Source organism: Bradyrhizobium elkanii WSM2783 (genome assembly GCF_000472865.1).
In the GTDB taxonomy this organism is placed as follows: domain Bacteria; phylum Pseudomonadota; class Alphaproteobacteria; order Rhizobiales; family Xanthobacteraceae; genus Bradyrhizobium; species Bradyrhizobium elkanii_A.
This window is the reverse complement of the sequence record NZ_AXAP01000138.1, coordinates 1-13,518: the sequence shown is the minus strand read 5'-3', so window position 1 is coordinate 13,518 and position 13,518 is coordinate 1. Positions and strand designations below refer to the sequence as shown.

General features: G+C 60.1%; 13 protein-coding genes and 3 pseudogenes. 8 read left to right on the top strand and 8 right to left on the bottom strand.

All coding sequences use genetic code 11. The features are described 5' to 3' along the window. Positions 1-1,806: 1,806 nt before the first annotated feature. Positions 1,807-2,109 carry a hypothetical protein gene (locus tag YY7_RS0147295; protein ID WP_028169115.1) on the bottom strand — a complete coding sequence of 101 codons (303 nt, stop codon included), beginning with the start codon at positions 2,107-2,109 and terminating at the stop codon, positions 1,807-1,809. Between the two features lie 140 nt (positions 2,110-2,249). Here YY7_RS0147295 and YY7_RS0147290 point away from each other — a divergent pair, with 140 nt between their 5' ends. The 3 genes from YY7_RS0147290 (at position 2,250) to YY7_RS61500 (ending at position 4,150) form a co-directional block, all read left to right on the top strand. Beyond that, positions 2,250-2,540 carry a hypothetical protein gene (locus tag YY7_RS0147290; protein ID WP_028169114.1) on the top strand — a complete coding sequence of 97 codons (291 nt, stop codon included), beginning with the start codon at positions 2,250-2,252 and terminating at the stop codon, positions 2,538-2,540. Positions 2,541-3,026: 486 nt separating this feature from the next. Continuing rightward, complete coding sequence (locus YY7_RS57325; protein WP_210164758.1) at positions 3,027-3,374, top strand: hypothetical protein; 348 nt, start codon at positions 3,027-3,029, stop codon at positions 3,372-3,374. A gap of 479 nt (positions 3,375-3,853) precedes the next feature. Then, positions 3,854-4,150: a hypothetical protein gene (locus YY7_RS61500; protein WP_155255652.1), complete on the top strand. Its 297-nt coding sequence runs from the start codon at positions 3,854-3,856 to the stop codon at positions 4,148-4,150. A 275-nt stretch (positions 4,151-4,425) separates the two neighbouring features. Here the strand turns inward: YY7_RS61500 and YY7_RS55690 are convergent. Next, positions 4,426-4,674: pseudogene (locus YY7_RS55690) on the bottom strand (hypothetical protein); the annotation flags it as partial. Positions 4,675-5,015: 341 nt separating this feature from the next. Here YY7_RS55690 and YY7_RS65400 point away from each other — a divergent pair. Further along, a pseudogene (locus YY7_RS65400) lies at positions 5,016-5,500 on the top strand (ProQ/FINO family protein). 319 nt (positions 5,501-5,819) lie between these two features. Here YY7_RS65400 and YY7_RS0147250 read toward each other — a convergent pair. From YY7_RS0147250 to YY7_RS0147230, 5 genes are all read right to left on the bottom strand, one after another. Next, a complete protein-coding gene (locus YY7_RS0147250) occupies positions 5,820-6,122 on the bottom strand; it encodes a hypothetical protein (RefSeq protein WP_028169108.1) in 303 nt (100 codons plus the stop codon). Between the two features lie 13 nt (positions 6,123-6,135). Next, a complete protein-coding gene (locus tag YY7_RS64675) occupies positions 6,136-6,258 on the bottom strand; it encodes a hypothetical protein (RefSeq protein ID WP_283807058.1) in 123 nt (40 codons plus the stop codon). Between the two features lie 38 nt (positions 6,259-6,296). Then, complete coding sequence (locus YY7_RS55685) at positions 6,297-6,617, bottom strand: hypothetical protein (protein WP_051397337.1); 321 nt, start codon at positions 6,615-6,617, stop codon at positions 6,297-6,299. Between the two features lie 21 nt (positions 6,618-6,638). Continuing rightward, complete coding sequence (locus YY7_RS55680) at positions 6,639-7,154, bottom strand: hypothetical protein (protein ID WP_245287686.1); 516 nt, start codon at positions 7,152-7,154, stop codon at positions 6,639-6,641. An 81-nt stretch (positions 7,155-7,235) separates the two neighbouring features. Next, positions 7,236-8,219 carry a hypothetical protein gene (locus YY7_RS0147230; RefSeq protein ID WP_028169107.1) on the bottom strand — a complete coding sequence of 328 codons (984 nt, stop codon included), beginning with the start codon at positions 8,217-8,219 and terminating at the stop codon, positions 7,236-7,238. Between the two features lie 226 nt (positions 8,220-8,445). On the opposite strand from YY7_RS0147230, the gene YY7_RS0147225 reads away from it, so the two are divergent. Next, positions 8,446-8,655, top strand: coding sequence for a hypothetical protein (locus tag YY7_RS0147225; protein ID WP_028169106.1), 210 nt, complete (start codon positions 8,446-8,448; stop codon positions 8,653-8,655). Positions 8,656-8,967: 312 nt separating this feature from the next. On the opposite strand, the pseudogene YY7_RS62445 reads toward YY7_RS0147225, so the two are convergent. Then, positions 8,968-9,150: pseudogene (locus tag YY7_RS62445) on the bottom strand (SOS response-associated peptidase); the annotation flags it as partial. A gap of 1,424 nt (positions 9,151-10,574) precedes the next feature. On the opposite strand from YY7_RS62445, the gene YY7_RS0147205 reads away from it, so the two are divergent. The 3 genes from YY7_RS0147205 (at position 10,575) to YY7_RS55675 (ending at position 13,404) form a co-directional block, all read left to right on the top strand. Further along, on the top strand, positions 10,575-10,946 hold the full coding sequence (locus YY7_RS0147205; protein WP_155255650.1) for a hypothetical protein: 372 nt from the start codon (positions 10,575-10,577) through the stop codon (positions 10,944-10,946). 519 nt (positions 10,947-11,465) lie between these two features. Continuing rightward, a complete protein-coding gene (locus tag YY7_RS0147195) occupies positions 11,466-11,894 on the top strand; it encodes a hypothetical protein (protein ID WP_028169103.1) in 429 nt (142 codons plus the stop codon). A 727-nt stretch (positions 11,895-12,621) separates the two neighbouring features. Further along, the gene (locus YY7_RS55675) at positions 12,622-13,404 is read left to right on the top strand and encodes a YiiX/YebB-like N1pC/P60 family cysteine hydrolase (protein WP_349642723.1); all 783 of its coding nucleotides are present in this window, start codon (positions 12,622-12,624) and stop codon (positions 13,402-13,404) included. Positions 13,405-13,518 lie beyond the last annotated feature (114 nt).

Here is a 13,518-nt window from a genome sequence, read left to right as displayed (position 1 = left end):
AGGTTTTCGGGCGGGTCACCACACCAGGCCTTCTCGAAGCGAAGTCCCTTCGCCGGGACGATGGATCAGGTCAGGCCGTTGCCCACCAGGTGGCTCGTAACCACGCTCCTGTAGATTGGCCGACCGATCCTCTCCAACCCCATCAGGTGGCGGTCTTGCACCGACCCCGTACAGAAGCGAGACCCCGGCGAGTGGATGACGCAAAAAGGGATTGACTGAGCAAGGCCCGTTACAGAAGGGTGGGCAAAGGCGCACTTGCGCCGTGCCCACCATCCAGTGCCGTGCTCGCATGGTGGGCACGCTTCCGCCTTCGCTCTACGAGCTACGGCGGACAAGTCGCTTTGCCCACCCTATGGCGTCGCGGAAAGTTCTGATTCAATTTTCAAACAGCGGGCCTGTAGGATGGGTGATGGGTAGAGCGCAGCGAAACCCATCGCGGCGGAGCAAGCCGCACGAATGATGGGTTTCGCTGCGCTCTACCCATCCTACGTCTGATTCAAACAGTGTGAGGATGTGAGTTCGCATTCTCGCGGCGCGTTGCGTCCGAGCTTTCGTTTCGTTTCACCCTCCTCGAAATCAGAGGGCGCAGGGAAAGCCGGGTGCTGGTTGCACCCGTGGGTCCCGTGCAACAAAAAGCACGGGGGTAGGACCACAGGTTCAACCGAAGCATGCCGGCTTTCCCTGCGCGAGGGAGTCAAGGGGCCTGAAAAGCCGAAATAAATCAACGATGTGCTTCGGATGCGTTCACATTTGTGTCGCGATCTGCGGAAGCTATTGATAGCTGTGCAAAATTCACCGTGACGGAATAAACGCATGGGCGGCACGGGCGGTCAGCGGGAAGCTGGCCGAACTACTGGCTCAAAAACGCAAATGTTTGGCGCGCCGTCACAAGACCCCGTTGTGCCGATCTTGTAAGAGACCAGCGCTGGGAATTTCAGGATCAGCGAAGTGCCGACGCCGCCTAACCAAGATACTCGGTTTAGAGCGGCATCGTATAGTTTCGGACGGTTGATCACGCCGCGAGCCGCATCCCAAATCATACACGAGACCCAATGCCCGCTAACGCAGACGACCAATCCTGCGTCTACTACATCAGTGGACGCGAGCTGCACCGATCCTTCCCGTCACGGTTACATCGGCATCACCTCCAATGAGATGAGCAGAAGGTCCGATCATCGCCGCTCGGGACGTTTCCCTCCTGACTTCGTATGGACGATACTGTTCAGGGGAACGCGAAAGGAATGCGCTTACCGTGGAAAAGCAATACCGCCCGGATCGCGGCATCGGCTGGAACAGCGATCTCGGCGGCGGCCGATGGCGCAATCCAAAGTCGAAGGATGACGCTCCGCGAGCGCAAGCCGCCGTTCGAACCGCCACTGAGGAATACCGATGACCGAGCCGGGCAGCCGCTGCATCTATTGCGGCGAGCCGTTCTCGGCTCACAAAGCAGAATTGGTGCAGCAGCGAAGAGGAAGCCCCGCAAATGATCACCACGCCGGTTGACCCTTCAATGGACGATCACAAGATCATCCCGTTCCGTAAGAAGGACCGCAAACCATGAAACGACCCACCGCAGCACACATCGCATCCTATTCCGATGCATAGGCTCTAGCCGCACTCTTCACGACGAGAAGCATGGCCAAAATTCTGCTAGCGATCTTGGATGTTAGATCGGTTCCGTGAGCGTGCATCGGGCAAGCGATGAGAGAACCAATGACCAAGATCCTGCCCGCGCTTCTCGCGCTCGCGATGATGACCGGCGCAGCGTCGGCGCAACAGCGCACGTACTACTACGCTTCCCCATCATTAGCGCCGCTCGTCGGACAATTCGTCAAGCTTATTTTTAAGCTGGGCTAACCGCCGCACAGTTTCTTCATGCCGGTCCCTATTGATCTCAAATTGAGCGCTCATGACCTTATACACTTCGTCTTTTATGACCTCTCGCATCTCTCTTTTGTGCCGCTCCATGGTTGACAGAAAGACGAATACGGCACCGCCAATAATGAGCGGCCAGCGCAGAAAATTATCGAGCCCTTCAAACAAGAAAGAAGCTGCTACCGCCGAGAGGCCAAGCACCAGCCAGCCAGCGAGTTTGAATTGTTCATTCATCAACCCCTCCCGATCCAGTTTTCGCGGCCAATAGGCTACTAGTTGCGCCCCTGTGAATAACCGGGACAAACGCCTCTACCTCGCGTCGCTACCCAACATTGTGCCACTCTACAGACTCCCGATTCGCGAGAGAGAAACTGATGGCATTGAACGACGGAGAGATAGCAGTCGTCAAAGGAATGCTGCTTCGCGGTGATAAACAGCACGACATCGCTGCTTATTTCGGCGTGAACGGCGGACGCATTGCCGAGATCAGCACCGGGCAAACCGGTAGCGGCATCGCAGCGTCCTCAGCGGACGATTTGCCGCCTGCCGGTCCGTACATGGCTGGCCGTTCAGCACTCCGCGCACGCGACACGTTGATCGCCTTGCGCGATCTCATCCAAGACGCGATCAACGATATCGACCTCTACGAAAAGCCGAACGACTAAGGCAAAGTACGGATTTGCCACTATGTTTAGAAAAATGCCTGATGACCCCCAGCGGGAAAGCGAGCTTCAGCGAGATATCAGCAAGGGGATATTGGAAGCATTAAAAAATTTGCTGTTGCTAGGTGCTTTGAAATACGTCGCGGATAAAGCAAATTCGCCAGTCCTCCAAGTTGCCTTCTATCTCGGTTCTGTTGCGTTCATGTTGTATTATCACTCGTATTTACTGAATTGGCATATCAGTCTGTTCGAAGCCAAGCATCGTCTCGGATCGTCGCTTGACCTTTTCCTAACAGTGCTTGTTTCCGTTACTTTCCAGCTCACAATCATAATCTATCTACAGCGAGTCGTTCAAAGCCAAGTATCCAGAGGAAAGCGCCAACGACGTGTACGGTAAAATGGTAGAATGCTTGTTCGGAGACAGCAGTACACGGAAGCACTTCGTCAGCCGTCTGGTTCATCATTTCATAGCGGTGGAATACATAGAGTTTGAGCAATTTGTCGAGCCGCTGCTCCAAGTATCGTGCGGGGATGAAAGCGAATCCCCGCAACTTTCTCGATGCACTCAAGAGTACTATTACCAAATACGTGATTAAAAGCCCCGCTGTTCAGCACCTAGAATTCAAGGGGCAAGGCATGGTCGTTGCGGTGTTCGAAGCCATACAATCCGATCCTGTACGTCTGCTGCCCAGTGATGCACTCGCTCGCTTCGAAAGGTCTTCTGGTGATTTGAGGATCATCTGCGACTTTGTCGCAGGAATGACGGATTCTTACCTCTTGAAAACCTATGAGCGGCTATTTGCACCACGCATGGGCTCGGTCTTCGACAAGCTTTGAGGAAGTCGCCAACACCAGCGGCGAGCCATCACCGAATAAATAGTCCGCGCTTCCGCGATCGTGCCCAGTTTCATAGCCGCCCCTGTCCGAGAACGTGACGCCGGGGCTGCGTCGCAAAGTGGACTGCCTTGCGGCGTCGTGCAGCCTATTCTTTGAGGCGCCGGCTTCGCCGATCACCCACAGCCCCCCAGTCCCCAGTGATCGACCGACAGGCGGCACGCCCCGGCGTTGATTCTGCACAGCGCCGGGGCGCCACCGCCACAACGCCGCGAAGGCGATCAACATCAGATTTTAGAGCGTAGAAACTCAGCCGCCTTTTTGACCGTACTGAGTAAGTCGGAGTCGCTTTCGTTCCAAACTTCGACGCCGCCTGTCGAATCCCCGACGCTCGATAGCCCGGCCTGCGCAGCTCCAGCGATAGCGGGCGGCCGTGCGAATACGGAGGTCGCTTCTAAGGGTCGCTTGCCGTCCGACTTCGCATGCTTGAAGGCGTGTGCCACACGATCGACCGTGGCGAAGTCAGTGTTTTCTCTGAAGCGCTTCCGCAGATTTCCCGGTGGGCGCTTGATGTAATCGATGCAGTGGTAAGTTGCGACACACGCCAAGAAAGCGTGTCTCCGCGACGTTGGATGCGCGTGGAAATCAGCGATGGTGGGATCGATGATTTCTCTCATATAAGATTCGGCATCGGCAGCTATGCTTGCCAGATGATTCCGGTGATGCGGTTGGCCGGCACACGCAACGCCAGCGCCAGCGCATTGGCGGACAGACGCTGAGATGAGAATGCTCACTCCAGTGGCTGGACCGGCGGCGCGGTGGAAGGAGTGGTAGCGGGTTGTGCGGGTGCCGCCGCTTGGGGGGCTGCCTGAACCGGCGGCGCGGTGGAAGCAATGGTAGCGGGCCGTGCGGGCGCCGCCGCTTGAGGGGCTGCCTGATCTTGGGGCGCAGGTCGAGTGGAGCCGGGTTGACTCTCGCCGGTGGGAACACGTTGCTCACGACGTGCGACGCTGCGGGGCTGGCGCGGCGTACTTGATCGGTTCGGGCCCCATGAATGCCGCGAGCGATAATAAGGCGTGCCGAACAAGCCCTCGACCGCGCCCACGGCGCCGCCGACCCCAGCGCCGACCGCGCCCCCGACGATGCCGCCGATAGGGCCCGCCACCCGGCTGCCTTCATAGGCTCCTTGCTGCGCGCCGCGCACGATGCCCTGGGCGTGACTGGCGCGTGGCAGCAAGAGCGATGTAAGCAGGATGACAGCCGTCACGAAGATGAACGCGAGCGCCAGGGAGGGCGGCGGCATCGCGCTCTGAGCCTTGGCTTTCTGCATTTTGATCCCTTAAATTTAAATTTGTCACCAGGGGCTCGGGAATTTGAACCGGCGATGCGGCCAAATGGTTGCGCCTCTGTGGCCAATTCGAGAAGGGATTGGGCGGGGTGCATCGGGCGAGGTGGTGTGCTCGATCGCCCGCAGCACGGCGTGCCGTGCAATATCAGGGTCGCAGCAACTGTCGGCCTCGGGCCAGCCGGTGGAATGGAAGCGCCGACCGCTGGGGGGATGACCCGCGGCTCTTCGCACATACGAATCAAAAAAGGTCGTGAATAAATTTCGCGGGTCTCGCATCACCTCTGGCGGGCTGGACGATGGTCGCGAAGGAAGACCTGCACGCCGCCTTGACGTGCCTCGCCGAACGGTTCCCGCAAACGTTTGTGCTGGAAAGGTACCAGCCGCATCGGCCGCTGAAGGTCGGGATCGCCGCCGATCTCGTGGCGCGCTGCCCGGAGCTTGACCGGAACAGGCTGGGTATGGTGCTGGGCGCCTACATCCGGCGCGTGATGTATCGGAAGGGTTGGTTGCGAGCGCGGCCCGAATCGATCTCGACGGCAATCCGGTCGGCGAAGTGAGCGCCGCAGACGCGGAGCACGCGGCGGCGAAGCTCGCCGAGTCCCTGGCGTCGCGTCAGGCCAAGCAAGCCGCAGCCAAGGCGGCCAGGCGGGCGGAACGGATCGCAAAGCAGCCGGCAATACCGGCGGCCGCGCCGCCTCGGGCCGCAACGCCTCCAGCCGCAAGGACGCTGAAGGACAAGCCCGTGCTGCGCCTGCCAGCGTTCCGTCAACAGTGCGGATGAATTTCCCGGTCGCCGACGTGCTGGTCTATTGAATCGAGAGCACCGCAATCGCGGCCATGATCGTCGAGGCAATGCCCGCCATCACGACGAGCGCGGTAAACAGACGGTCCTGCATGACGCCGCGCTTCCTAAGTTAGCTGCCCCGGCGCGACCGTGGGGGATCGGCACCGGGCGCGCTCCCTCTCACCCACCGGGGCTGGTGTCGCTGGGGTTCGATCAACGAGAGGTCGTACGAAAAGAAAAGCACAACCGCAGCGCGGATGTCAGTGCAGTTTGTCCGCAGCTACAAAAACATGCGCGACCGGCGGTCGCTCCTCGCCTACACCCAGCTTTCCACGAGCTGCGGCTGGTCGCCAGACGAGCGCGGCATGCAGTGCAGGCCTGCCGCCTCGAATGCATCGCGCAGCATCTTCAGCCCCTCGTTCGGCCCGACTGTCCGCAGCATCACGGTGCTCGGCTGCGGAGCCTCGCTGCCGCCAAAGACCTCGAACATGCGCGCGACGTAGCAGTCCGGAAATTCTGCAGGGCGGTCATAGATCGTCCACATCGGCAGGTGACCGCGCTGCTCCACCTCGCGCTGGTTTTGCAGGATGAACTCGACAACTTTCGAGATGTCACTCACGCTCGTGGCACCCTCAAAGTCCGATGATCTTGCCGGCGATGAAGCCGAGCACGCCGCCCCCAAAACCGGACAGCATCATCATGCCGGAACGCTGATGGCGCGTGGCGCGCACCGTCGCTAGGAGCGCCAGTCCCATGCCTCAGAATACGCCAACGGCCACCAGTTCGCGCATGATCAGAGCACGCGCTGTCCGTGGCGGTTCAATAAGCCCTCCAGCGGCGGCGGCACCTCGCCGCGCGCGGCGCAGCGCTGGCTCAGCTCGGCCACGATCTCCTCCGAGACATCGCGCGACCAGCCTTCCGCGGTGTTGAAGCACACGATCCGGACCGGGTTGCTGTACTGGCCCTCCATCAGATGGCGGAGCAAGGTGGCGCGGTCGGCGTCGCCCTCGTCGGTCTCCCGCCACGCCCGGCCCAGCCGGTGGCCGAATTCATCCAGGACCAGATAGACGTCAATGGCGTCGGACGGCGGCACAATCGAAGGCGCGACACGCATACGCAATACTCCAGGCGACCATCAGAACTGATCCTGCACCCGTCGGTAGGCCGGATGCTGGATCCAGTGACTGCACGGGCCGGCACCATACCAGCGCCCGCCATGCTTGGACACGATGCCCTCCAGCTCCATCTTGCACGCCGCCTCGAATAGCTGTGGCCCGATCGCGCCCTGCTCGAAGTCGCTGAGGAAAATGCCGTCGACGCGGCGGGCCAGCAGGCCGCGCCAGGCTGGTCTTCGCAGCGACAGCGGCAGTTTGCGCAGATCCTCGCCGCCTTCTGCCAGAATATCGAAGGCGTAGAACTGCACCTCGTCATCGTGCCGGCGCGAGTGCAGGCCATTGAAATCGGAGCGGCCGTCGACGCCGAGCAGCACGGCCTCGCCGTCGATGACGAAGGACGTGTTCCGGTTTCGCAGCGCGGCCTCCGCGAGCGCTACATGCGCTTCCGCGATCAGGTCGCGGTCGCCGAAGCGGGCCGGCTGCGGGTCGTTCATGGCGGAAAAGAGGGCGCCTGATGGCGCCCTTTCTTCGTTCATCCGTCGCTGCGGTATCATACTATCTCCCGCCGCGCACGATGCAACCGCCGGGACTTCCATGTGGCAGAATCCCGCCGATGTTCACGACAGGATGGCGATCACCACCGCCGGGCAAACGACTTCGAAATCGCCGCTGGAGAAATCCAATTCCAGCCCGCCATGGCCGTATATCTCGTGCAGGATGCCGAAGCTCACCGAGAAAACCGCGACACCCTGCGGCGGCAGGATGAATTCGCGATAAGACACGTCATAATTGCCGGCGATCGCCGCCGACTCGTAATCCCCCGGATCGAAGAACCCGTCGGCAACCGCATGAGTCGTGTTCAACAACTGGTCCTGCGTCGATTGCGCGGGCGGAACCGTTGGCGGTTGGTTCCACCATTCAAAAACATCGAGAGAAGCATTGAGGCCGAACCCGGCCCAGTTCTCGGGCGCAACGCCGCCATCGGCCCAGGCGGCGCAGAATCCGTTCAGCGCCAGGTAGCTCTCGACATTCACCACCGCATAGGTGGACGCGGGATTGCGCCAGACGAACACGAAGTCCAGATCGTCCCAGCCATTCTCGCTATTCGGTGATGTCCATACGCCGCTGAGCCTTGCGGTATTGTTCCAGGGCTCCTTGTGCCACGCGTCAAGGCTGATGCCTGACGTCGGCAGGATGAGTGCGGGCGTATCCAGCACGACGAAATTGAAGTTGAACTGCGGCGCAGCGGCGCCGGCGACTTGGCGCCGTGCTGCCAGCCGGGCGCGCAGCGCGGCACCGATGGAGGGCATATCGGCGACCAGCGCGGATTTCTGCTGCTGGAATGCGCGGCGTGCTTCCTCGCGTGCGCGGGTGCACAGGGTTTCGAATTCGCGTGCGTCGTGGCTCATGGGGGCCAGCGCCGGCAGCAGGAATTTCTCGGTCAGCTTGCGCCGTTCGACATGTCTGTCATAGCGGAGCAGGCTGTTGCTTTGCCGCAAGGCGAGCTGCCTGCGCCGCTGCCCAACCCTGACGGCCAACTCCGCCGTCAGATTGGCTTCGTCGATCCCAGCAACTTTCAGATTGGCCTCGTCGATCAACATGGTGTCCTCCTGAAGGACCTGGTGTGGGTCATGCGGTTGGCTGGTCGGAGCCCTGGGCTGCAACGGGCCGCGTTAACGTCTTACGGAGTTGCGGAGCACAATCAGTTTTGCCACCGCCGTCGCAAGTGTAGCAGCAGCCTTCACAGCCCCCGCCACGCTCACGCACAGGTAGTATTACATCTCATCTGCTCGCCATGTGTGAAGCGGCTCACACGTTCCAGGAGGAATGACTGAGGTTTTGTGCCACACCCGGTTTTTGCAGCCAATTTACATCCGCGCGGCGTTGATCGCCGCGCTGATTGGATTCTTCCGCAGCCTGTTTTTGCTGTGCGAGCGCTGTCCGCGGACCATGTCTGTGATCTTGGCGTTCGTTCGCGGGCTGCTATCGAACGGCAGCGGCGCTAAGCTTAATATCGTTGGCGCTCCAAGCCTATAACCGCAAGCCGCAGCGGGCCTGATCGAACGACAAATCGGGCGCAATCTGCACCTGACAAGGCCAACCATTCTGTGGTTAGTCCGGCGCGCCTTTCCGGACGGCTTTGTCCCAGCGGTTCGGCAGGCGTGGACACCCGGCGCGGCTTTCGGACTGCGCCGGGGTGGCTCAACGCCGACGACCACCTGCTGAACATGCCGGTATGCCACAATAGGCCGGATGGTGGCCGCGCGGCCTTCGAAGGCAGGCACGGTTCGGTAAAGCCGGAGGGACGCCGCACGATCATTGGCCGAGGATAGCGAAGGCCATTGGTGGTCATGCTGCCGTCATGCGATCTTCCTTGTCGGCCCCGCGCATGATGATCCTGAGCGCATCATCCGGCAATGGCCGCAAGGTCTTGGCCTCGTCCCACGGCGCGCGCATCCAAACGTCCCGCTCTTCGTCGGTGGTCAAGATCATCGGCATCGCCTTGGGATGGATCGGCGCGACGATGGCGTTCGCTCAGCGACCAGAAGGCGTGAACACCTCCTTTGCATCGCTCAGCTTCCGCATGTAGTAGCCTTGCCTTTGAACCGCCGACTTGATCTCGTCACTGACTTTGAGAACCTTCTTCTTGGATTTGCGCCATCGCCCCGACTTGTGTGTGGGTATAGGAAGTCCCTTACTAAGGACGAGCAGATCTCGTCTTTCGCTTAAATAAACGTCAAACATGTGCCACCTCGAATTCATGAACCGGCGTTGTCTTCGGTCGCCGCACGATGTTGAGGGCAACGATCCGGTGCCTGTTGCAGCCAAGGCAACGGACTTCGAGACACTCGGATAGATTTACGCCGGAGCCGTGTTGCGCCGCCGCCGATCACCTTCTGGGAGGAAGGGGCGAAGGGATAACCCGTCGACCGGTGGTGCTGGGTGGCTGCAAAACTTTAGATCGGCCGGGCTGACGGCCATGCTGTACTGTTTCCCGGTCAGCCTGACGAATACCCGGTGATTGATGATCGAGGTGATGACACCGACCGATCGGTCGCCCCGGGCGCGGAAACAGACAACGCAGCGACCGATATCACCTTGCTTTGGAGCTACCATGGGCAAATCTCCCGAAATAGTCCCAGCAATTAAACCACAACCCAAACGGGTAACAAGTGCTAATTGTGCCAACTGCCTACACCCGTTCGGGTACAGAGCCGGAAGCCGGCGGTCGGTGTGGAAGTTGCCGCCCGCCCCGGGCGCGAATGTTCACCCCATCGACCACCCCTCATCGTTTTCAGGGTCCCTCCCGAAGCGCGACCAACCGGGGGGTCCACGCGACCGCACCACTTCAGCATATTTCGAGTTTTAATTTTTCGGGTTTCGTTTGCAACGAGCTGATCGATGACGCCTTGAAGGACTTGGGCGTGCTGCGCGCGGGAATCGCTCACGTCGCCTTAGTCAATAGTCTATCCGTGCTCGTCCGGAATTGAGCCCAAGGGGCCTAGCGTGGTTTGAGGGTAGCTCCCTTGGCGGAGTGCCCGTCTTGCGGATTTGTTTTGTGGTTTGGAAGACGGGGGATTCGGGCCGGGCGGCGCAGGACTGGCTCAACAAGGTGCGGCAGCCCGCGCGCGAGGTGAAGGTCGGCGACAGGATCGTGTTCGGTCCCCGGCTTCGGCAAGACCGAGCTCGTTGTCCTGAGCTTCGTCGGCTACTCCGAGAGCGGCAGCAAATACATGGGCAAGGACGGCGCGTGGCACAGCCACTTCGAAGTCAGCGGCCTGAACGCCAAGGGCGAGCGATTCGCCATCGGTGCGTTCGAAGACACTGCCATCAATGCACGTCGGCGGCGAGACCCTCGTCGCGCTGCGGGCGGAAGCCAAGGCTTACGAGGCAACTCTCACCAAGGCCGGAACGGTCCGGAAGAAAGGATAGAGGTCAGATAAGGAGATCGGCTTTTGAAAGGCGTGCAGAAACTTACCCCGGCGATGTTCGACAATATCCCTGCTCTGCTTGAGCAGGGCCTGAGCAAGACCCAGATCGCCGAGCAGTTCGGCGTCATGCTCAGCACGCTGGTGGTTCAGTGCTCGCGACGCGGCATCTCGTTGCGCAGGGGCGGTCGACTCGGTCGGCGCCGCACCCTGACCCTGCCTGAGGCTCCGCTGGATCTCAGCGACAAGACCATGGTCGGGTTGCGCAAAAAAGCGCGATCGATGGGCATCAATGAAGTGCGGCTGGCCAGAGATCTGCTGGAGACCATCGTCGCGGACGACCTCTACGACGCCGTGCTCGACCATTGCGAGGACTGGGCCAGCGACCCCCTGCCCTAAAGACATGATCGAAAGGAGCTGTGTGATTGTACGACGACGAGAACGCGATGGTCAGGGCGGTCAACCTTCAGCGCTGCAAGTCTCATAGTGCTGTCGGGGATCGGCTCGACAGTGCTCATGGCAGTCACGTTGTTCTCGTTCTGAGATCGAGCGCGCAGTTCAGCTGCCCGTCGTGATGGTGACCTGCTCGGGCGCTGGCGTGGCCGTCGTCTGCGCGCTGCCTGCCGCCGCCGTGACGCTGGCGCGCAGCGGCTGATCGAATTGGTGCAGCGCTGTGTGATCAGCAAGCCAAGAACCGGCACAATGCAGCCTCACGGCCCTCGAAGGCGGACATCATCGTCAAGTCGAATGTCCGAGAAGGGGTTGGAATCGGACGCGAGTTGCACTCTGGGAACTTTCCTACCATTTGGTTCCCCTACAGTTGCGCCCAGACAATGCCATGAATCTGAACAAGCCTGTCGCAGCTTCGCGCATCACGCAAAGCGATCAATCGGTTTGCTCGAACCCAAGGGTGGGGACATGAAGTCTGTGACGGGACTCCTTACGGCAATTTTTCTGATCTTAAACATGTCGGATGCAAGCTCTGCAGTACGGATCACGAATGATCGGGGTGGTCAGATCGGTACTTACGTAGTTAAGTATCATCGTCTGGCCTCAACCGGCGAATCTGTGATCATTGACGGCCTCTGTGCCTCCGCATGCACCATTGTCCTCAGCGAGCTTCCTCAAGACAAAATTTGTGTGACTTCGCGGGCGACGCTCGGCTTCCATGCCGCTTGGAATTACGGCCCCGACGGGCGCACCTTCACCGATCCCGAAGCGACGTTGATGCTATACGCGGCCTACCCGACGCCGGTACGCCGCTGGATCGCTCGTCAGGGCGGGCTGAAACGTCACATCATGTTTTTGAGTGGAAAACCTTTGCAGACGATGTATCGCCCGTGCTGACCACCGACCCGCACGTAGAATCAATCCTGCGCTGCTGCGACCCTTAGCGAGTTTTGAGCCGCGCCAAGATAATCCCGTCGGAGCGCGTCACCGCTAAGAGCGGACTGGCCGCAGTTTGGATTTGGGGTCCTTCGGGCCGAGGCGCGCGCGGGGTACGCGCAACCGCATTTATTGAGGATATCTGGTGCGAGAAAATCCGTGGTTGCAGCTACGGGGAGGCAACACGTCTGCTTAGGACACAAATCGAGATTGCGGTGCGTCCTACTCAATGTCCGCTATGCCCCCCATAGCGACCAAGTTCTTAAGAGGAGCGAAATGACGCGATAGGCCAAAATCCGAAATCAGCCCCAACGCCGAGCCGGTAGACGCGCCGTGCGTCTTCTGAGCCCCGCGGACGATTCGCTTTGTCGCTTGGCGGCGCCGACCTGCGAACGCACTGGGTGAACAACAGCGTCGCCCGCCTAATGGACCGATGTCGCTCGGTAGCCGCCGAGCGAGGTGCAACTTTCCCATCACTCGCAAGGGTGGTCGATCCTAAACCTCGGTATACCCGTCTCAGACAAATGTACGCACGGATCAACCCTCTCGTGCAATTGTCCAGTCCATCTCTCTATGATTACGCTTGGAGGGTGACTTGGGTAACCGAACGACAAAGCTGACTTGCAACTCCCATACGGGAAAACACCAAAAATTCGAGCGACGAGTGATGGGCTGGATGTTCGAGAACGTGGGACGTTTGATTGCTTGGCTGCAGAAGCCGGCCAACCACTGCGAGCCGCTCACCTCGAAGGATTCGACGGCCTTACGCGACACTCTTCGACCCGGTGACGTTTTGCTGGTCGAAGGCAAAGGTCGTATTTCCGGCGGCATCAAATATCTCACTCAATCGACCTGGTCGCATTCGGCGTTGTACGTCGGGCCGATAGCGGGCGCCGCAACCGAGGGCGAGCCCCACGTCCTGATCGAAGCCAATCTCGACGAAGGTGTCGTGTCGGCGCCCCTGTCGAAATATCTGCATTGTCGAACCCGCATCTGCCGGCCGGTTGGCCTGAGCGAAACCGACTGCGAAAAGGTTTGCCGCTACGCCTCTGAACGCATTGGCCTCGGCTACGATTTCAGGAACGTCATCGACCTGATGCGCTATCTATTCCCATGGCCGGTGGCGCCGCGTTGGCGCCGCCGAACGATCGCACTCGGCTCCGGTGATGCGAGCCGCATCATCTGTTCATCCCTGATTGCGCAAGCATTCGACGCCGTGCGTTATCCGATCCTGCCCAAGATCACGCGCATCGAAAGCCAGACGGCGCGGCGCGAAATCGCCGAGACCCGTCACTCGTCACTCTACGCGCCGCGCGACTTCGATATTTCGCCCTACTTCATGGTGGTGAAGCCCACGCTCGCGTTCGGCTTCAACTATAAAGACATGCAGTGGGCCGATCTTCTCCAGGTTCACACCACACAAGCCACGCTCGCTCCAGAGATAGAAGGCGCGATCGCGAGGGCGGCCTAGCCCAAATTTCCGCCGAGGCACTAAGTTGCGCAACGCTCACGGATGATTGACATGTCGAAGCCACGTCTACTACTGATCCATTGCTCAAGCGGTATCCGGCCGGGAGCAAAGTAC

Excerpts from the sequence above, each read along its gene's own strand:
- YY7_RS0147290 (WP_028169114.1), top strand. The coding sequence starts at position 2,250 with ATGGCATTGAACGACGGAGAGATAGCAGTCGTCAAAGGAATGCTGCTT.
- YY7_RS55685 (WP_051397337.1), bottom strand. The coding sequence starts at position 6,617 with ATGCGTGTCGCGCCTTCGATTGTGCCGCCGTCCGACGCCATTGACGTC.
- YY7_RS0147225 (WP_028169106.1), top strand. The coding sequence starts at position 8,446 with ATGACTGAGGTTTTGTGCCACACCCGGTTTTTGCAGCCAATTTACATC.
- YY7_RS64675 (WP_283807058.1), bottom strand. The coding sequence starts at position 6,258 with ATGGGACTGGCGCTCCTAGCGACGGTGCGCGCCACGCGCCATCAGCGT.
- YY7_RS0147295 (WP_028169115.1), bottom strand. The coding sequence starts at position 2,109 with ATGAATGAACAATTCAAACTCGCTGGCTGGCTGGTGCTTGGCCTCTCG.
- YY7_RS61500 (WP_155255652.1), top strand. The coding sequence starts at position 3,854 with ATGCTTGAAGGCGTGTGCCACACGATCGACCGTGGCGAAGTCAGTGTT.
- YY7_RS0147195 (WP_028169103.1), top strand. The coding sequence starts at position 11,466 with ATGAAGTCTGTGACGGGACTCCTTACGGCAATTTTTCTGATCTTAAAC.
- YY7_RS0147230 (WP_028169107.1), bottom strand. The coding sequence starts at position 8,219 with ATGTTGATCGACGAGGCCAATCTGAAAGTTGCTGGGATCGACGAAGCC.
- YY7_RS55680 (WP_245287686.1), bottom strand. The coding sequence starts at position 7,154 with ATGAACGAAGAAAGGGCGCCATCAGGCGCCCTCTTTTCCGCCATGAAC.